A 16,801-nucleotide genomic window follows, 5' to 3' on the forward strand; every position below is an offset into this window, starting at 1 on the left:
GCGGCCCCGACCTGGACCAGGCGGGGCGTGTGGCGGAGGCCACACGGCCGCCGAGGCGCGCCATCCGCGGCGCGGGCGGTCGGGCGGCGGAGCGGGGGACACCGGACCCGCCGCCCCGGGCCGCGGCGGAGCCGTCAGCTGTGGCCGAGTTCCTCGGCCGGGGTGGTGTCCTCGACGGAGCCCTGGCGGTCGGGGTGGAGGGGGAGCGGCTCGATCGCGGTCTCGTCGAGGACGGGCGGCGCGGGCCGGGGCGTCTTCGGCATGACCGCGGCCTCCGAGTGCGCGCCGCAGCCGTAGGCGAGGGAGACCACGCGTCCGTCGGCCGGGGAGAACTCGTTCGCGCAGACGCCGAAGGCCTGCCGCAGGGAGCCCGCGATCGGGACGAGGAAGCCGCAGGAGACGCACTGGGCGGGGGCGGCCTGGGCCATCGGGGCCTTGGGGCCGTACTCGTCCTCCCAGCGGTCCGCGGCGACGTGCAGACCGTACCGGGACAGCACGCGAGGCCGGGCCATGCCGATCTCCTCCGCCACCGCGGCGATCGTGCCGACCGTGGGCGCCATCGGCAGGGTCGCCGGGGGGCCGCCGGAGACGTCCGCGTCCTCGGCCTCGACGAGCTCGGCCATCTCCTCGGAGACCGGCGAGTTCGGCGGCGGGGCGTCCTCCCCGGAGAAGCCGGTCTCCAGGCGCAGGTCCTCCGCCTCGGTGGGCAGCAGGTCGCCGGGGCCGAGGTCGCCGGGGCGCAGGCGCTCGCTCCACGGCACCCATTCGGGCGCGAGGATGGCCTCGGGCCCGGGCACGAGGACCGTCTCGTCCAAGGTGATGGCCTTGGCGCGGGAGGCGCGGGTGAGCGTGACCGCCCAGCGCCAGCCGCGGTAGGAGGCCTCACGGCAGTCGAACAGGTGCGTGACGACGCGGTCGCCCTCGGCGACCGCCCCGAGGTGCTCGCCGACCGCTTTCTCGCCGAAGGCCTCGACGGCGGCTTCGAGGGCGAGGTCGACCGCCTCGGCGCACAGGCGGTCAGGGGTACGGCTTCGCATCGCAGCACTCACAAGAATCGATTCTCTCCTACGCCGTCTTACGCGTGCGCCGCCGAGGGTCGGGCGGGGCGGTGGCGGAGCGGACCGGAGGACCGCTTCAAACGCTGCCTGCCCGTACGTCCACGGGCGCACCTGATGACTCCATTCTGCGCGATCGCACGCTATCGGTGCGCGCCCCGTTCGGAAAGCCGCCCGGTAGGGCAGACTGGCGAGCGTGGCACGCACAGTGACGTCCGGCCCGGGACCGGTTCGCAGGGCGGGGAACGCCGTCGCGCGCGCCACGCAGCGTACGTCGTCCGCCGTGGTGCGGCGCGTCCGGCGTCACACGCACTCGGGCGGGGCGGGCGAGTCGGGCCTGGCGAAGCTGATCGAGCTGCACGCGGTGAACTCGGCCGGCGACATGCTGATCACCGTCGCGCTCGCCAGCACGATCTTCTTCTCCGTGCCGACCGGTGAGGCGCGCGGCCGCGTGGCGCTCTACCTGCTGGTCACGATGGCCCCGTTCGCGCTGCTGGCCCCGGTGATCGGGCCGCTGCTGGACCGCATCCCGCACGGCCGGCGCGCCGCGATGGCGATGTCGATGCTGGCCCGGGCGATCCTGGCCTGGACGATGGCCGGGGTGGTGGCGACCGCCGGACTGGAGCTGTACCCGGCCGCCTTGGGCGTGCTCGTGGCGTCGAAGGCGTACGGCGTGGTGCGCAGCGCGGTGATGCCACGGCTGCTGCCGGCCCGTACGACGCTGGTGAAGGCGAACTCCCGGGTGAGCCTGACGGGCCTGCTGGCCACCGCCGTGGCGGCGCCGATCGGCGGGCTGCTCCACCTGATCGGGCCGGGCGTGCCGCTGTACGGGGCGTTCGTCGTCTTCGTCGTCGGGACGCTGCTCTCCTTCTCTCTCCCGCACAAGGTGGACTCCGCCAAGGGCGAGGCGCGCGCCGAACTGACCTCGGGTGAGGAGGTCGAGCACCACCGCCTGGGCCGGCAGTGGCGGGAGAAGCGGCCGGGGCTGCGGAGCGTCGGCGGCCCGGTGCTGCACGCCCTGCAGGCCAACGCCGCGCTGCGGGCGCTGTCGGGGTTCCTGACCCTCTTCCTGGCGTTCCTGCTGCGCGAGCATCCGCTGGGCGGCCTGTCGGGGCCGGTGTCGCTGGGCCTGGTCGCCGTGGCGGCGGGCACCGGCAACGCCTTCGGCACCGCGCTGGGCTCCTGGCTGCGCGACCGCGGACCGGAGCGGATCATCATCAGCGCGCTGGCCGCCGCCCTGGCGGCGACGTGCGTGGCGGCGGCCTGGTACGGCGTGCTGACCATCGCCGTCGTCGCGGCCGCGGCGGGCATCGCGCAGGCGCTGGGCAAGCTCTCGCTGGACGCCCTGATCCAGCGGGACGTGCCCGAGGAGGTGCGCACCTCGGCGTTCGCCCGCTCGGAGACCGCCCTCCAGCTGGCGTGGGTGATCGGCGGCGCCATCGGCATCGTCCTGCCGCTCAACGGCACGCTGGGGATGGCGGTGGGGGCGGCCCTGGTGGCGCTCGGCGTCACCTTCTCGGTCCGCGGCCTGATGACGGGTGCCCGGGGACGGGCGACACGTCCGCGCACCGTCTGAGCGGGGGGGTGGCCAGGGGACACGAGCGGGCCCCCCGCGTAGCGGGAGCGCGACCGCCCGGTAGCCTCACCTTCATGAGCAATCGCCGCCGTGCCGCCGCCCTCGGTGCCGTGTCCCTCGGGCTGATCGCCCTCTCCGCCTGCGAGAAGCCGACCCCCCTGGCGACCGTCACCGTCGGCGACAGGACCGTGACCACCGAGGCCACCAGCAAGTGCTACCTCGACGGGAAGAAGCTTTCGGAGCAGGTCTTCCTGGCATGCCTGCAGGGCAAGCCCGAGAAGACCATCACGGTCCGGCCCGGTGACAAGGTGCGGATCGGCGTCGACCCCGCGATCGCCGAGAAGGGCTGGGTCGTGGCCGCCGGCACCTCCGGCAAGTCGGGGCTGCTGAAGGACACCACCTACCGCTCCTTCGACGCCGAGACCCTGCTCTCCGACGCGCAGACCGGTGCCGCGGCCAGCGAGGTGACCCTCAACATCATCGAGACCGCCGGCGCCCAGGACTACCTCGGCGTCTGGCAGTTCAAGCTGAAGTCGGCGGGCTGAAACCGTCCGCTGACTCCGCCGAGGTCATGATGCCCCGCCTCCTCGTCGTCACCGCCGTCCCGGCGGAACGCGACGCGGTCGTCCGCGGGCTCGGCGGCACGCCCGCCGAGCAGCCCGTACCGGGTGGCCGCGTGCTGCTGCGCACCGCCCTCGCGGACGTGCTGGCCGCGGGCGTCGGCCCCGCCGCCGCGGCGGCGGGCACGGCGGCGGCGCTCACCGCGGCGCGGTACGGGCTCGTCGTCTCGGCCGGGATCGCCGGCGGCTTCCAGCCCCACGCACCGGTCGGCTCGGTGGTCGTCGCGAACGCGATCGTCGCCGCCGACCTGGGCGCGGAGGGCCCGGAGGGCTTCCTCCCGGTCGCCGAGCTGGGCTTCGGCACCTCCGAGCACCGGCCGCCGGGACCGCTGTCCCGCCGGGTCGCCGACGTGCTCGGCGCGGCGTACGGGCCGGTCCTGACGGTGTCGACGGTGACCGGGACGGCCGGGCGGGCCGCGGAGCTGACGCGTCGTCACCCCGGCGCGCCGGCCGAGGCCATGGAGGGCTTCGGCGTCGCGGAGGCGGCCGCGGCGCACGGGCTGCCCGTCCTGGAGATCCGTACGGTGTCCAATCCGGTGGGCCCGCGCGACCGCACGGCCTGGCGGATCGGGGAGGCGCTCGACGCGCTCGCCGACGCCTTCGCCCGGCTCGGGAAGCAACCCGCCGTACTCGACGTTGGAGACCGGACATGAGCCAAGAGCGCGCACTGCGGATCGCCTACTCCCCGTGCCCCAACGACACCTTCGTCTTCCACGCCTGGGCGCACGGCCTGGTCCCGGGCGCGCCCGCGATCGACGTGACCTTCGCGGACATCGACGTCACCAACGGGATGGCCGAGCGCGGCGAGTTCGACGTCCTGAAGGTCTCGTACGCGGTGCTCCCCTACGTGCTCGACGAGTACGCGCTGCTGCCCTGCGGCGGCGCGCTGGGCCGCGGCTGCGGCCCGCTCGTCCTGACCAGGGACGAGGGCACCGGCAAGGGCGCCGACCTGAGCGGGCGCACGGTGGCGGTGCCGAGCGAGCGCTCGACGGCGTACCTGCTCTTCCGGCTGTGGGCGGCCGCCGAAGTGCCGGGCGGCGTCGGGGAGATCGTCGTCCTGCCGTTCCACGAGATCATGCCGGCGGTACGGGACGGCCGGGTGGACGCGGGGCTCGTGATCCACGAGGCGCGCTTCACCTACCAGGACTACGGGCTGCACAAACTCGCGGACATGGGCGAGCACTGGGAGCAGACCACCACGCTGCCCATCCCGCTCGGCGCGATCATCGCCAAGCGCTCCCTGGGCGAGGAGCGTCTGCGCGAACTGGCGGCCGCGGCCCGCACCTCCGTGCACATGGCCTGGGACGAGCCCGAGGCCTCACGCGGCTACGTCATGGAGCACGCGCAGGAGATGGACCCGAAGGTGGCGGACCAGCACATCGGGCTGTACGTGAACGAGTTCACCTCGGCGCTCGGCGAGGAGGGCTACGCGGCGGTCCGCGGGCTGCTCACCCGGGCCGCGGCCGAGGGACTGGTGCCACCCCTCGGTCCGCACGCGCTCGAGTCGTGAGCCCGCACCCGGGCGGGGGGGTCAGACGTCCAACTGGTCGGCGACGACGCGCAGGACGGACGCGATCTTGTGGCCGTGGGCCTTGTCCGGGTAACGGCCGCGCTGCAGCGAGCGGGCGACGTCCTCCAGCAGCGTGGTGAGGTCCTGGACGATGGGCAGCAGTTCGTCGGGCTTGCGCCGCTGCGCGGCCGCCACGGACGGCGCCGGCTCCAACAGGGTCACCGACAGCGCCTGGTCACCGCGCTGTCCGGCGACGACGCCGAACTCGACTCGTTGCCCCGGCTTCAGCGTGGCCACGCCGTCCGGCAGGACGGAGGAGTGCACGAAGACGTCGCCGCCGTCGTCGCGGGAGAGGAAGCCGAAGCCCTTCTCGCTGTTGAACCACTTGACCTTGCCGGTAGGCACGTCCGACCTCGTCCTCGCTGTAGACAGAAAAAAGCTCTTGGATAGCAAGACAGCGGGCCTCTTGGCAGACCCGCTGCCCATAAGGCTAATGGCCCAGGGGCGTGTGACAAGACTCCGTGGTCTTCCTGCCCCGGCCACCGTCCGGCCGGTGCGCTGCGACTTCCCCGGGCGATCTACCCTGGTCCGGTGACCACCGAAACCCGGAAACCCGGCGATCTCCTCGTGCGCGCCGGCGCCGCCGTCTTCGTCGTCGGCGCGCTCGGCACTCTGGCCACCGTGGCCCCGCTCTTCCTGGGATCCGACCCGCTGCCGACCGCCGCCTACCTGGTGTCGATGCTCATGGGCGTCGGCTTCGCGCTGGCCCTGGCCGGGCTGCTGCGCTCCGCGCGGGCGCAAAGCCGTCAGGCGACGGCGCCGGGGTCCGGGGCGTAGGAGGCGAACCAGGCGGGGAACTCCGTCAGGTCGGCCAGCACGACGTCCGCCCCCGCGGTGCGCAGTTCGTCCGCCGTGACCGGGCCCGTCGCCACCGCCACGGACAGCGCGCCGGCCGTGCGGGCCCCGACGACGTCCCCCACGTGGTCCCCGACGTAGACCGCCGCCCCGTACTCGGTCAGCGCCTCGGCCTTCGCCTCGGCCCACAGCCAGCCGCGCACCTCGTCGACCTCCAGGCCCAGGTGCGTGAGGTGCAGCTTGGCGTTCGGCTCGTGCTTCGCGGTGACCACGACGGCCCGCCCGCCCGCCGCGTGCACGGCGGCGACGGCCTCGCGCGCCCCGGGCATGGCCGGGGTCGGGGCGATGGCGAACTCGGGGTACAGCGCCCGGTAGCGGTCCGCGACCGCGGGGACGTCCTCCGCGGGGAACCAGTGCGCCAGCTCCCAGTCGAGCGGCGGCCCGAGGCGGGTGACGGCGAGCGCGGCGTCGACGAAGACACCGGTCTCCTCGGCGAGGCGCTCGTACGTGGCCTTGATGCCGGGCCGTGAGTCGATCAGGGTCATGTCGAGGTCGAACCCGACCGTTATCGGGGACGTCGGCTGGGAAGCGGGCATGGCAGCCACTCTAACGAGGCCGCCGGCCGGCCCTGCTCCCCCGCCAGAGCAGGAAGGCGGCGGAGGCGACGGCCGCGATCCGCACGACCGTGGGCAGCGCGTCGGCGATCGCGGAGTCCAGGCCGCCCTCGGGGATCGGCTCGCCCCACCGTCCGGCGAAGCGGCCCCAGATCCAGATCAGCGCGGCCGCGGCGGTCAGCCCCGGCAGGCCCAGCGCCGCGAACCGGGACGCGCGGCGGGACAGGCGGCGTGAGCCGTACGCCACGGCCCACCCGGCGAGGAGGGCGATCCAGGAGCCGAGGACGGCGCCGGTCAGCAGCAGGAGCGCGGCGACGGACTCCAGGAGACCGGCCCGCCACCGCCACGGCCCGCGGCGCGTGGCCGGCGCGGCGTCCGGCTCGGCCTCGGGCGCGGCCTCGGCCTTGGCGGCCGGGGCGGCCGGGGCGGCCTCCGGCTCTTCCTCCGGGGTCAGCGGGATGATCAGGCCACCGGTCATGCCGGGCAGCCCGGCGAGTTCGTCACCGGGCAGGAACGTCCGCGACGCGGACGGCGAAGGCGAAGGCGACTGGGTGCGCTGGTCGGGCAGCCGCCACCACTGCGGCTCCGCCGGTGCGGGCTCCGCCGGGGTGCGGGGGGCGGGCACCGCGGCGGCGGCCTCCCCCTCCACCACGGCGTCCGGGGCGCCCAGCCGGCCCAGGATCCGCCGCACCACGGCGGGGTTGTCGCTGCCGTGCCGCTCCCGGTCGATGTCCTTGCGCAGGCGTGCCACCAGGTCCCGCCGCCGGTCCGCCGGGAGGGCGGTCTGTGCCAGGTCCCCCACCTTGCTGAGGTAGTCCAGTACCAGCCGGTCGCTCTCCTCCGCACCCATGCCCCGACGCTACCGCCCCGGGCCGCGCCCGGGCATGGTTGCGGGTCGGCCGCTCGCCGGAGGCGAAGCGGGATGGCGCAACCCCACGACGGCGCCGCGCCTGTGCGGTACCGCGGGATGCTCCGGCGTCCGCACCCCGGTGGGTGGGGTGCGCCCACCCTCCCCCAGCCTTCGGCCGGGGGACCCCCGTGCCCGGGGACGACTGCCCACAACCCCACACACCCGCACCGGGCACGCTTGGGGAAAAGCGGGGGCGACGCCCACCATGGGTTGGGGACGGGCAGGGCTAATGTGGGGGAGATGAGCACTGACGGCCCCGCGGCGGCGCCGCGCACGCTCGCGGAGGATCTGCGCGCCCGCGGCGACGACGCGCTGTCCGCACTGCTCCGGGCGCGCCCGGACCTGCTGAACCCGGTCCCGAACGACCTCTCGCAGCTGGCGACCCGCGCCGGCACCCGCGCCTCCGTCGTCCGCGCCCTCGAACGCCTGGACCGGTTCACGCTGCAGACCGCCGAGGCCCTGGCCGTCGCGCCGGACGGCGCCGGGCACGACGCGCTCGCCGCGCTGATGGGCCCGGAGTCGGCGGAGGCGCTGCCCGGCGCGGTGGCGACGCTGCGGGCGCAGGCACTGCTGTGGGGCGGGGACGACCGGCTGCGCCTGGTGCGTACCGCGCGCGACATCCTGGCCCCGGCCGCGGGGACCCCGTCCCCGACCGGCCTCGGGCCGACCGTGGCCGAGGCGACCTCCGGCATGTCGCCGACGCGGTTGCAGCAGATCCTCACGGTGGCCAGGCTGCCGCCCACGCACGACCCGGTGAGCGCGGTCGGGTCGTTGACCTCGCTGTTCGCCAACCGGGCGCGGATGGCGGCACTGCTCGACGGCGCGCCCCCGGAGGCCGTGGCGGTGCTGCGCAGGCTGGCGTGGGGCCCGCCGTACGGGGAGGTGGCGGACGTGTCGGTGCCGCCGCCCCCGGTGGCCTGGCTGCTGGAGCGCGGGCTGCTGCTGCCGGCCGGGGCGCGCAACGTCGTGCTCCCCCGCGAGGTGGCCCTGCATCTGCGCGACGGCAGGGCGCACCGCGCCCCGGAGCCGGTCGCGCCGGCCGTGGAGCCGAAGCAGCACGATCCACAGGCTGTGGACAGGACCGCCGCGGGTCAGGCCTTCACAGCGGTCCGTACGGTCGAGGAGCTGCTGAAGCAGTGGGAGACCGGCGGTCCGCCGGTGCTGCGTGCGGGCGGGCTGAGCGTGCGGGACCTGAAGCGGGTGGCCACGGCACTGGACGTGCCGGATCCGCTGGCCGCGTTCTGGGTGGAGGTGGCGTACGCCGCGGGCCTGGTCGCCGCGGACGGGGAGCTGGACGAGGCGTACGCGCCGACCCCAGCGACCGACGGGTGGCTGGCGCTGCCCGCCGAGGACCGCTGGGCGGCCCTGGTCACGGCGTGGCTGGCCGCCACCCGCGTACCGGGTGTCGTCGGCACGCGGGACGTGAAGGGCCGCGCGCTGGCGGCGCTCGGCCCCGACCTGGACCGTTCGCTCGCCCCGGAGGTGCGCCGCCGGACGCTGGAGCTGCTGGCCGCGCTCCCCGAGGGCGCCTCGGCGGACCAGGACGCGCTGCTGGCCCGGCTGCGCTGGGAGCGACCGCTGCGGGGCGGCGCCTCGATGGACCCGCTCCGCGCCGACCTGGTGCGCTGGACGGTGACGGAGGCGGAGATGCTGGGGGTCACCGGCCGTGGCGCGCTGGCGGCGCACGGCCGCGCGCTGCTGCGGCGTTCCGGGGACGCGGCGGCCGTGCTGCTCGGGCCGCTGCTGCCGGAACCGCTGGACCACGTGCTGCTCCAGGCCGATCTGACGGCGGTCGCACCGGGCCCTCTGCAGCCGCACCTCGCCGAGACCCTGCACGTCCTGGCGGACGTGGAGTCCAAGGGCGGCGCGACCGTCTTCCGCTTCACCCAGGAGTCGGTGCGCCGGGCGCTGGACGCCGGCCGCACCGCCGCCGACCTGCACGCCTTCCTCTCCGCGCACTCGCGCACGCCCGTGCCGCAGCCGCTGAGCTACCTCGTGGACGACGTCGCCCGCCGGCACGGACGCTTGCGCGTGGGCGCGGCTTCGGCGTACGTGCGCTGCGACGACGACGCGCTGCTCAGCGAGCTGCTGGCCGACCGCCGGGCGGCCGGCCTCGGGCTGCGCCGCCTCGCGCCGACGGTGCTGGCGGCGCAGAGCGATCCGGCGACGCTGCTGGAGCGGCTGCGCGCGCTGGGCCACGCGCCGGCGGCCGAGTCCGCCGAGGGCGATGTGCTGATCACCCGCGCGGACGCCCGGCGCACCCCGCCGCGCAGCGCGCCGGTACCCGTGGTGGACGGGCCGCCGACCCCGGACGGGACACTCCTCGGGGCGGCCGTCAAGGCGATCCGGGCCGGTGACCGGGCCTCGACCGCGGTCCGCAGGGAGCCCGCGGAGCGCCCCGGCGGCCACGGCGACGGCCGGTTGCCGCGCACGGCGGCGGCCGAGACGCTGGCGACAATGCAGGCGGCGGTGCTGACCGGCGAGTCGGTGTGGATCGGCTACGTCAACGCGGAGGGCGCGGCGAGCCAGCGCGTGATCGGCCCGATCCGGGTGGAGGGCGGGTTCGTCACCGCGTACGACCACACCGCCGACGAGGTCCGCACCTTCGCGCTGCACCGGATAACGGGTGTCGCCGAGCTCGCCGACGACCTGGCGTGACCCTGCCGCGGGGCGGGGACGGGACGCCGCCCGGGGCGGGGCGCGGTATCGATCCGGTGGACGGGGACGTTTCCCCCCGGGGATGGGGGACCATGGATAGTTCAGCCCGGCCCCCTTCCCGGTCCCGGCCCGCCCATTCGCGGAGGTTTGCGTGTCCTGCCTGATCGTCCAGAGCGACAAGACCCTGCTGCTGGAGGTCGACCACGAGCTCGCCGACGAGTGCCGGCGTGCCATCGCCCCCTTCGCCGAACTGGAACGGGCGCCCGAGCACATCCACACCTACCGGATCACCCCGCTGGGGCTGTGGAACGCCCGCGCCGCCGGGCACGACGCCGAGCAGGTCGTGGACGCGCTCGTGCAGTACTCCCGCTACCCGGTGCCGCACGCGCTGCTGGTGGACGTCGCCGAGACGATGGCCCGCTACGGCCGGCTGACGCTGAGCAAGCACCCGGCGCACGGCCTGGTGCTGACCTCCACGGACCGTCCGGTGCTGGAGGAGATCCTCCGCTCGAAGAAGATCACGCCGCTGGTGGGCGCCCGGCTCGACCCCGACACGGTGGTCGTCCACCCCTCCGAGCGCGGCCAGATCAAGCAGGTGCTGCTCAAGCTGGGCTGGCCGGCGGAGGACCTGGCCGGTTACGTGGACGGCGAGGCGCACCCGATCGAGCTGGACCAGGACGGCTGGAAGCTCCGCCCCTACCAGGAGCAGGCGGTGGAGGGCTTCTGGCACGGCGGCTCGGGCGTAGTCGTGCTGCCCTGCGGCGCCGGCAAGACGCTGGTGGGCGCGGGCGCGATGGCGCAGGCGAAGGCGACGACGCTGATCCTGGTGACGAACACGGTCTCGGCCCGGCAGTGGAAGCACGAGCTGGTGAAGCGGACCTCGCTGACCGAGGACGAGATCGGCGAGTACAGCGGCACCCGCAAGGAGATCCGTCCGGTCACCATCGCCACGTACCAGGTGCTGACGACCAAGCGGAAGGGCGTCTACGCGCACCTGGAGCTCTTCGACTCCCGTGACTGGGGCCTGATCGTCTACGACGAGGTGCACCTGCTCCCGGCGCCGGTCTTCAAGTTCACCGCGGACCTCCAGGCCCGCCGCCGGCTCGGCCTGACGGCGACGCTGGTGCGCGAGGACGGCCGTGAGTCGGACGTCTTCTCGCTGATCGGTCCCAAGCGCTTCGACGCGCCGTGGAAGGAGATCGAGGCGCAGGGCTACATCGCGCCCGCCGACTGCGTGGAGGTGCGGGTCAACCTGACCGACTCCGAGCGGCTGGCGTACGCGACCGCCGAGCCGGAGGAGAAGTACCGCTACTGCGCGACGACCGCGACCAAGCGCAAGGTCGCCGAGGCGCTGGTCGCCAAGCACCGCGGGCAGCAGACGCTGGTGATCGGCCAGTACATCGACCAGCTCGACGAGCTGGGCGAGCACCTCGGGGCGCCGGTGATCAAGGGCGAGACGACCAACGCGCAGCGCGAGAAGCTCTTCGACGCCTTCCGGCAAGGCGAGATCTCGGTGCTCGTGGTCTCCAAGGTGGCGAACTTCTCGATCGACCTGCCGGAGGCGACGGTCGCCATCCAGGTCTCGGGCACCTTCGGTTCCCGTCAGGAGGAGGCGCAGCGCCTCGGCCGGGTGCTGCGGCCGAAGGCGGACGGTCACGAGGCCCGCTTCTACTCCGTGGTCGCCCGCGACACCATCGACCAGGACTTCGCCGCGCACCGCCAGCGGTTCCTGGCCGAGCAGGGGTACGCGTACCGCATCGTCGACGCGGACGAGCTGCTCTGACCCGTCCGCGGGGGCGCGCCGGGAGGCCCGCCGCGTCAGTCGTGCGCGGCGGAGCCGTCCTGGCCCAGCACCACGACGCGGACGGCCGTGGCGACGTAGACCCGGACCGCGCGCAGGGCGTCCCCGACGGGGTGGACCGGATGCCGGTGCCCGGGGTCCTCGGCGATGGCGGTGCTGCCGTGGACGCGGGAGACCACTGGTCGTGCCATGCCCCCAATGTACGCATACGTGACCCTTTGGGCAGAGGTTCCGGCTACGGGCGGGGGAAAACCGGTTAGCACCTGCCGTCGCCGAGGCGTAAGATCCTGCGTCTTGCCGCCCGCCCCCTTGAGGGACGGCGCCACCGGCCGGACGGAAACCGGTCGGCCCGAGTCGTGATCCGTATCAGGACAGCGCCCCGCCCCGCGCCCCCGTGCGCGCAGGTCAGGGGCCGGCTGAGCCATGCCCTACGTGCCGCCGGAGGCAACTCGTGCCAGGGGAACAGTCCCTCACCACCGACAATCCGCTCGACCGCGAACGCTCCCACCTCGCCTCGTCCCGTTCCGCCCTGCGCGCGATGCGCGCCGACGTCGAGGCCCTCGACATCCGGGACGTCACCGCCAACTGGGTGAACGCGGAAGTGCTGCAGTCGGAGATCACCGCCCGCATCAAGGCGCTCGCGGACCTCGCCCACACCCCGCTGTTCTTCGGCCGTCTCGACTACGCGGACGGCGCCGAAGCCGGTCACCGCTTCTACATCGGCCGGCGCCACGTGCACGACGCGGACGGCGACCCCATGGTCGTCGACTGGCGCGCGCCGGTCTCCCAGCCCTTCTACCGGGCCTCCCGCACCGACCCGCAGGACGTCGCGCTGCGTCGCCGCTTCGGCTACACCGGCGGGGAGCTGACCGCGTACGAGGACGAGCACCTCACCGACCCGGACGAGGCGCAGACCTCCAGCAAGCTGCTCCAGCAGGAGATCGAGCGGCCGCGCGTCGGCCCGATGCGCGACATCGTCGCCACCATCCAGCCCGAGCAGGACGAGATCGTCCGCGCCGGGGTCGGCGGCACGGTCTGCGTGCAGGGGGCGCCCGGCACCGGGAAGACCGCCGTCGGCCTGCACCGGGTGGCCTACCTGCTCTACGCGCACCGCGAACGGCTGGCCCGCACCGGCACCCTCGTCATCGGCCCCAACGCGTCCTTCCTGCACTACATCGAGCAGGTGCTGCCCGCCCTGGGCGAGCTGAGCGTCAAGCAGGCCACCGTCGACGACCTGGTCGCCCACGTCCCGGTCAAGGGCACCGACTCGGCGGCCGCCGCCGGCGTCAAGGGCGACGCGCGCATGGCCGAGGTGCTGCGGCGCGCGGTCCGCTCCGGCATCCGGATGCCCACCGAGCCGGTGGTCGTGGTGCGCGGCTCGCGCCGCTGGCGCGTCCCGGCGTACGAACTGGAGGAGCTGGTCCGCGAGCTGATGGAGCGTGACATCCGCTACGGCGCCGCCCGCGAGGCGCTGCCGCAGCGGATCGCGCACGCCGTGCTGGTCCGGATGGAGGCGGCCGGGGAGGCCCCCGACGACCGGGTGCAGGACGCGGTCGCGCGCAACGCGGCGGTCAAGGCGGCCGTGAAGGAGGCGTGGCCGCCGGTGGACCCGGCGAAGACGGTGCTGCGGCTGCTGTCCGATCCGCAGTTCCTGGCCGTGTGCGCGGAAGGCGTGCTGACCGAGGAGGAGCAGAAGGAGATCCTCTGGGAGAAGCCCGCCCGCTCGGCCGCCTCCGCCAAGTGGTCGGCCGCCGACGCCGTGCTGGTCGACGAGGCCCACGACCTGGTGCACCGCACGGCCTCGCTCGGCCACGTCGTGCTGGACGAGGCCCAGGACCTCTCCCCCATGCAGTACCGGGCGGTGGGCCGCCGCTGCTCCACCGGCTCCGCGACCGTGCTGGGCGACCTCGCCCAGGGCACCACCCCGTGGGCGACGGGGACCTGGGAGGAGGCGCTGGAGCACCTCGGCAAGCCGGGTTCGCGGGTCGAGGAGCTGACCCAGGGCTTCCGCGTCCCGCTGGAGGTCATCGCCTACGCTTCCCGGCTGCTGCCCGAGATCGCACCCGGCCTGAAGGAGGCGACCTCCGTCCGGGAGAACCCGGGCGCCTTCTCGGTGACCGAGGTCCCGGCGGGCGGGCTGACCCCGGCCGTGCTCGACGCCTGCCGGCGGGCCCTGGACCGCGAGGGGTCCATCGGCCTGATCGCCGCCGACGCGCGCGTGCCCGCACTGGCCGAGGCCTTGGCGGCGACTGGCCTGCCGTACCTGTCACCCGGTGAGGAGACCACGCCCGAGGTCCGCCTCACGCTCGTCCCCGCCTCCCTGGCCAAGGGCCTGGAGTACGACTACGTCGTGCTGGACGAGCCCGCCGCGGTCGTCGACGGCGAGCCCGACGAGCGCACCGGCCTGCGCCGCCTGTACGTCTCGCTGACCCGCGCCGTCTCGGGCCTGGCGGTCCTCCACGCGGCGCCCCTCCCGCAGGCGCTCCGCGCGGCGTGACTCCACGCCCGCGCGCGCATGCTCACCCGCGGTCGTCGGCGACGGCCGCGAGCAGTGCCGCGCGCAGATGGCCGTCCGCCTCCGCCAGGAGCCGGGCGGCCGTCGGGGCGTCCACGCCGCCGAGGACGACGAGGACGGCGTTCTTGACCTCGCCGCCGGCGGCGGTGAGGGCGGCCTCGATCTCGTCGTCGGGCGCGCCGGTGGCCAGGGCCACGATCCGCCGGGACCGGGCGCGCAGCTTGTCGTTGGAGGCGCGCACGTCGACCATCAGGTTCCCGTAGGTCTTGCCCAGCCTGATCATCGTGATCGTCGACAGCATGTTGAGGACGAGTTTCTGCGCGGTGCCCGCCTTCAGCCGGGTGGAGCCGGTGAGGAACTCCGGGCCGGTGAGGACCTCGATGCCGTGGTCGGCCGCGGCGGCCAGCGTGGAGCCCGGGTTGCAGGACAGTCCGACGGTCAGCGCGCCCAGCGCGCGGGCGTGCTCCACGGCGCCGACGGCGTACGGGGTGCGGCCGGAGGCGGAGACCCCGACCACGGTGTCGTCCGGGCCGATCCCGAGGGCGTCCAGGTCGGCGGCGGCCAGTTCCCCGCTGTCCTCGGCGCCCTCGACCGCGTCCACGATCGCCGTGGGCCCGCCCGCGATGAGCCCGCTGACCTGGCCCGGCGCGGTGTTGAAGGTCGGCGGGCACTCGCTGGCGTCGAGCACGCCGAGCCGTCCCGCGGTGCCCGCGCCCGCGTAGACCAGGCGGCCGCCGCGGGCCATGCGCGCGGCGATGCCGTCGACGGCGGCGGCGATGACGGGCAGTTGCTCGGCGACGGCGGCCGCCACGGTGCCGTCCTCGGCGTTCATCAGCCGGGCGATGTCGAGCGTCGGGAGCCGGTCGACCTCGGCGAGCTCGGCACGGAAGGCCTCGGTTCCGAGGTGGTCCAGCTCGCGACGGAGCTCGGCGTGCGTCATTGCGGGTGGTTCCTTCGCGGGCTGTGGCGGTGGGCGAGGGCTTCGTACGAGGCGGACAGGGCCGGGGCCGCGGTGTCGTACGTGCGCTGGGCGACCCCGACGAACAGGCAGTCCACCACCAGCAGCTGGCTGGTGCGGCTGGCCATGGCGGCCGGGCGCAGTTCGCTCTCCCGGCCGCTGGAGGTGAGCAGCACGTGGTCGGCGTACTGGGTGACGGTGCCGTCCGCCCGGCCGGTCACGGCGATGGTGGTGGCGCCCCGGTCGAAGGCGGCGCGCAGCGGCTCGACCACGTCGTGGGTGTGGCCGGAGTGCGTGATGGCCACGGCGACGTCGCCCTGGCGCAGCTGGACCGCGTTGGTGAGGGTGAGGTGCGGGTCCCCCAGGGCGTGCGCCACCAGGCCTATCCGCAGCAGCTTCTGCACCAGGTCCTGGGCGACCAGGCTGGACGCCCCGATCCCGTAGACGTCGATGCGGCGGGCGGCGGCCAGCGCGGCCACGGCCGCCTCCAGCTGGGCCACGTCCAGCTGGGCGGCGGTGTCGGCCAGGCACCGCTGCTCGTCCAGCGCGAGTTTGGCGACCACGTCGGCCAGCGGGTCGTCCACCGCGATGTCCGGGGTGACGGCGGGCGGTGCCCCAGCCTCCACGCGGGCGGCCAGCGCGGCCAGCGCGAGCCGCAGGTCCCGGTACCCGGGGTAGCCCAGCACGCGCGCGGTGCGCACCACGGTGGCCTCGCTCGTCCCCGTACGGGCCGCAAGCGCCGTCACGGTCAGCCGGGAGCAGCCCGCCGGGTCCGCGGCCACGGCCTCCGCGACCCGCTGCATCGACCGGGTCATGGACGGGGCCATGGTCCTGACCTTGGCGGCCAGCCCGCCGGTGTTGAAGGTTTCCTTCATCTTCTCGGCCACGGACGAAAGCTATTTTCACCTCCTGACGGCGTCAAGGACGCCTGCGCGGCGGTTGGTCCACAATGGGGGCCATGGATCCTGACGCACCCGGTTCCTCCGCCGGCCTGGAGGCGGCCCTGCACAGCGCCCGCGCGCTCGTCCTCGCCGACCTGACCGCGACCGGCGTCGCCGACGCACACATCGTCTCGCTCGTCGAGGACGCCGTCTCCCAGCGCCGCTGGTGGGTGGAGCAGTGGCCCGACGGCGCCGCGTTCGTCGCGGGGCTGGTCGCCCAGGACGTCAAGGACGCCCTGCTCGAACGCATGGGCCGCTGGCCGCTCTGCCCTCGCTGCGCCGACCCGCACGCCCTCGACGTGGAGCCCGAACTCGGCCCCGACCCGCACTGGGTGTGCGAATCGCTCGGCGAGGCCGTCGCCCCCGTGGGCGGCCTGTCCGCGACCCTCGGCGGGCCCCGCTGACGTGACCGTCTACATCGACCCGCCGACCTGGCCGGGCCACGGCCGCATGTGGTCCCACATGGTGAGCGACACCTCGTACGAGGAGCTCCACGCCTTCGCCGCCGCCATCGGCGCCCCCCGCCGCGCCTTCGACGCCGACCACTACGACGTCCCCAGCGAGCGCTACGCCTCGGCCGTCGCCGCGGGCGCCGTCGAGGTCGGCAGCAAGGAACTGCTGCGCCACCTCACCGAGGCCGGCCTGCGCCGCCCCAAGCGCAGGTCCCCCCAGGGTGAGGCCGGCAGGACCTAGTGTCCTGAGTCGTTGATTCGGTTCAGATATCCGGCGAGGCGTTCGAAGATTTCGTCTGCGGTTTTCGTCCAGACGAAGGGCTTGGGGTCGTCGTT

The 16,801-nt window shown here is 74.7% G+C and carries 17 protein-coding genes; 10 read left to right on the forward strand and 7 right to left on the reverse strand.

The genetic code is table 11. The features are described 5' to 3' along the window. Positions 1-134: 134 nt before the first annotated feature. On the reverse strand, positions 135-1,037 hold the full coding sequence (locus PV410_RS36465) for a DUF3027 domain-containing protein (protein WP_500330356.1): 903 nt from the start codon (positions 1,035-1,037) through the stop codon (positions 135-137). A gap of 214 nt (positions 1,038-1,251) precedes the next feature. Here PV410_RS36465 and PV410_RS36470 point away from each other — a divergent pair, with 214 nt between their 5' ends. From PV410_RS36470 to PV410_RS36485, 4 genes are all read left to right on the forward strand, one after another. Continuing rightward, positions 1,252-2,631, forward strand: a complete 1,380-nt coding sequence (locus PV410_RS36470) for an MFS transporter (RefSeq protein ID WP_499512474.1) — start codon at positions 1,252-1,254, stop codon at positions 2,629-2,631. Positions 2,632-2,705: 74 nt separating this feature from the next. Beyond that, positions 2,706-3,176 carry a hypothetical protein gene (locus PV410_RS36475; RefSeq protein WP_499512475.1) on the forward strand — a complete coding sequence of 157 codons (471 nt, stop codon included), beginning with the start codon at positions 2,706-2,708 and terminating at the stop codon, positions 3,174-3,176. Between the two features lie 26 nt (positions 3,177-3,202). Continuing rightward, on the forward strand, positions 3,203-3,904 hold the full coding sequence (locus PV410_RS36480) for a futalosine hydrolase (RefSeq protein ID WP_500330358.1): 702 nt from the start codon (positions 3,203-3,205) through the stop codon (positions 3,902-3,904). Beyond that, positions 3,901-4,761: a 1,4-dihydroxy-6-naphtoate synthase gene (locus tag PV410_RS36485; protein ID WP_500330360.1), complete on the forward strand. Its 861-nt coding sequence runs from the start codon at positions 3,901-3,903 to the stop codon at positions 4,759-4,761. Before PV410_RS36480 ends, PV410_RS36485 begins: the two co-directional genes overlap by 4 nt. A gap of 21 nt (positions 4,762-4,782) precedes the next feature. On the opposite strand, the gene PV410_RS36490 is transcribed toward PV410_RS36485, so the two are convergent. After that, the gene (locus PV410_RS36490; RefSeq protein ID WP_319161765.1) at positions 4,783-5,166 is read right to left on the reverse strand and encodes a cold-shock protein; all 384 of its coding nucleotides are present in this window, start codon (positions 5,164-5,166) and stop codon (positions 4,783-4,785) included. 186 nt (positions 5,167-5,352) lie between these two features. Here PV410_RS36490 and PV410_RS36495 point away from each other — a divergent pair, with 186 nt between their 5' ends. Continuing rightward, positions 5,353-5,598, forward strand: a complete 246-nt coding sequence (locus tag PV410_RS36495) for a hypothetical protein (RefSeq protein WP_500330361.1) — start codon at positions 5,353-5,355, stop codon at positions 5,596-5,598. Here PV410_RS36495 and PV410_RS36500 read toward each other — a convergent pair. Together PV410_RS36500 and PV410_RS36505 are read right to left on the reverse strand one after the other, a co-directional pair. Next, positions 5,568-6,212: an HAD family hydrolase gene (locus PV410_RS36500; RefSeq protein ID WP_500330362.1), complete on the reverse strand. Its 645-nt coding sequence runs from the start codon at positions 6,210-6,212 to the stop codon at positions 5,568-5,570. The two genes, PV410_RS36495 and PV410_RS36500, sit on opposite strands and share 31 nt — an antisense overlap. Before the next feature lie 10 nt (positions 6,213-6,222). Continuing rightward, positions 6,223-7,080, reverse strand: a complete 858-nt coding sequence (locus PV410_RS36505) for an HAAS signaling domain-containing protein (protein WP_500330364.1) — start codon at positions 7,078-7,080, stop codon at positions 6,223-6,225. 300 nt (positions 7,081-7,380) lie between these two features. On the opposite strand from PV410_RS36505, the gene PV410_RS36510 reads away from it, so the two are divergent. Together PV410_RS36510 and PV410_RS36515 are read left to right on the forward strand one after the other, a co-directional pair. After that, complete coding sequence (locus tag PV410_RS36510) at positions 7,381-9,798, forward strand: helicase-associated domain-containing protein (protein ID WP_500330365.1); 2,418 nt, start codon at positions 7,381-7,383, stop codon at positions 9,796-9,798. A gap of 151 nt (positions 9,799-9,949) precedes the next feature. Next, on the forward strand, positions 9,950-11,581 hold the full coding sequence (locus PV410_RS36515; protein WP_499512482.1) for a DNA repair helicase XPB: 1,632 nt from the start codon (positions 9,950-9,952) through the stop codon (positions 11,579-11,581). Between the two features lie 35 nt (positions 11,582-11,616). On the opposite strand, the gene PV410_RS36520 is transcribed toward PV410_RS36515, so the two are convergent. Then, on the reverse strand, positions 11,617-11,790 hold the full coding sequence (locus tag PV410_RS36520; protein WP_500330367.1) for a hypothetical protein: 174 nt from the start codon (positions 11,788-11,790) through the stop codon (positions 11,617-11,619). A gap of 260 nt (positions 11,791-12,050) precedes the next feature. Here PV410_RS36520 and PV410_RS36525 point away from each other — a divergent pair, with 260 nt between their 5' ends. After that, entirely contained in the window at positions 12,051-14,096 is a 2,046-nt protein-coding gene (locus tag PV410_RS36525; protein ID WP_500330368.1) for a HelD family protein, read from the forward strand. 22 nt (positions 14,097-14,118) lie between these two features. Here the strand turns inward: PV410_RS36525 and murQ are convergent, their stop codons facing one another. Together murQ and PV410_RS36535 are read right to left on the reverse strand one after the other, a co-directional pair. Next, complete coding sequence (gene murQ, locus PV410_RS36530; RefSeq protein ID WP_500330369.1) at positions 14,119-15,054, reverse strand: N-acetylmuramic acid 6-phosphate etherase; 936 nt, start codon at positions 15,052-15,054, stop codon at positions 14,119-14,121. Continuing rightward, a complete protein-coding gene (locus PV410_RS36535; RefSeq protein ID WP_500330379.1) occupies positions 15,051-15,947 on the reverse strand; it encodes a MurR/RpiR family transcriptional regulator in 897 nt (298 codons plus the stop codon). Before PV410_RS36535 ends, murQ begins: the two co-directional genes overlap by 4 nt. A gap of 83 nt (positions 15,948-16,030) precedes the next feature. Here PV410_RS36535 and PV410_RS36540 point away from each other — a divergent pair, with 83 nt between their 5' ends. Beyond that, entirely contained in the window at positions 16,031-16,417 is a 387-nt protein-coding gene (locus PV410_RS36540) for a DUF8819 family protein (protein WP_500330370.1), read from the forward strand. A gap of 1 nt (position 16,418) precedes the next feature. Then, on the forward strand, positions 16,419-16,706 hold the full coding sequence (locus tag PV410_RS36545; RefSeq protein WP_500330372.1) for a DUF4031 domain-containing protein: 288 nt from the start codon (positions 16,419-16,421) through the stop codon (positions 16,704-16,706). Positions 16,707-16,801 lie beyond the last annotated feature (95 nt).

It is taken from the genome of Streptomyces sp. PA03-5A (genome assembly GCF_033792725.1).
GTDB lineage: Bacteria > Actinomycetota > Actinomycetes > Streptomycetales > Streptomycetaceae > Actinacidiphila.

Excerpts from the sequence above, each read along its gene's own strand:
- PV410_RS36475 (WP_499512475.1), top strand. The coding sequence starts at position 2,706 with ATGAGCAATCGCCGCCGTGCCGCCGCCCTCGGTGCCGTGTCCCTCGGG.
- PV410_RS36485 (WP_500330360.1), top strand. The coding sequence starts at position 3,901 with ATGAGCCAAGAGCGCGCACTGCGGATCGCCTACTCCCCGTGCCCCAAC.
- murQ (WP_500330369.1), bottom strand. The coding sequence starts at position 15,054 with ATGACGCACGCCGAGCTCCGTCGCGAGCTGGACCACCTCGGAACCGAG.
- PV410_RS36505 (WP_500330364.1), bottom strand. The coding sequence starts at position 7,080 with ATGGGTGCGGAGGAGAGCGACCGGCTGGTACTGGACTACCTCAGCAAG.
- PV410_RS36480 (WP_500330358.1), top strand. The coding sequence starts at position 3,203 with ATGATGCCCCGCCTCCTCGTCGTCACCGCCGTCCCGGCGGAACGCGAC.
- PV410_RS36520 (WP_500330367.1), bottom strand. The coding sequence starts at position 11,790 with ATGGCACGACCAGTGGTCTCCCGCGTCCACGGCAGCACCGCCATCGCC.
- PV410_RS36465 (WP_500330356.1), bottom strand. The coding sequence starts at position 1,037 with ATGCGAAGCCGTACCCCTGACCGCCTGTGCGCCGAGGCGGTCGACCTC.
- PV410_RS36535 (WP_500330379.1), bottom strand. The coding sequence starts at position 15,947 with ATGAAGGAAACCTTCAACACCGGCGGGCTGGCCGCCAAGGTCAGGACC.
- PV410_RS36540 (WP_500330370.1), top strand. The coding sequence starts at position 16,031 with ATGGATCCTGACGCACCCGGTTCCTCCGCCGGCCTGGAGGCGGCCCTG.
- PV410_RS36510 (WP_500330365.1), top strand. The coding sequence starts at position 7,381 with ATGAGCACTGACGGCCCCGCGGCGGCGCCGCGCACGCTCGCGGAGGAT.
- PV410_RS36500 (WP_500330362.1), bottom strand. The coding sequence starts at position 6,212 with ATGCCCGCTTCCCAGCCGACGTCCCCGATAACGGTCGGGTTCGACCTC.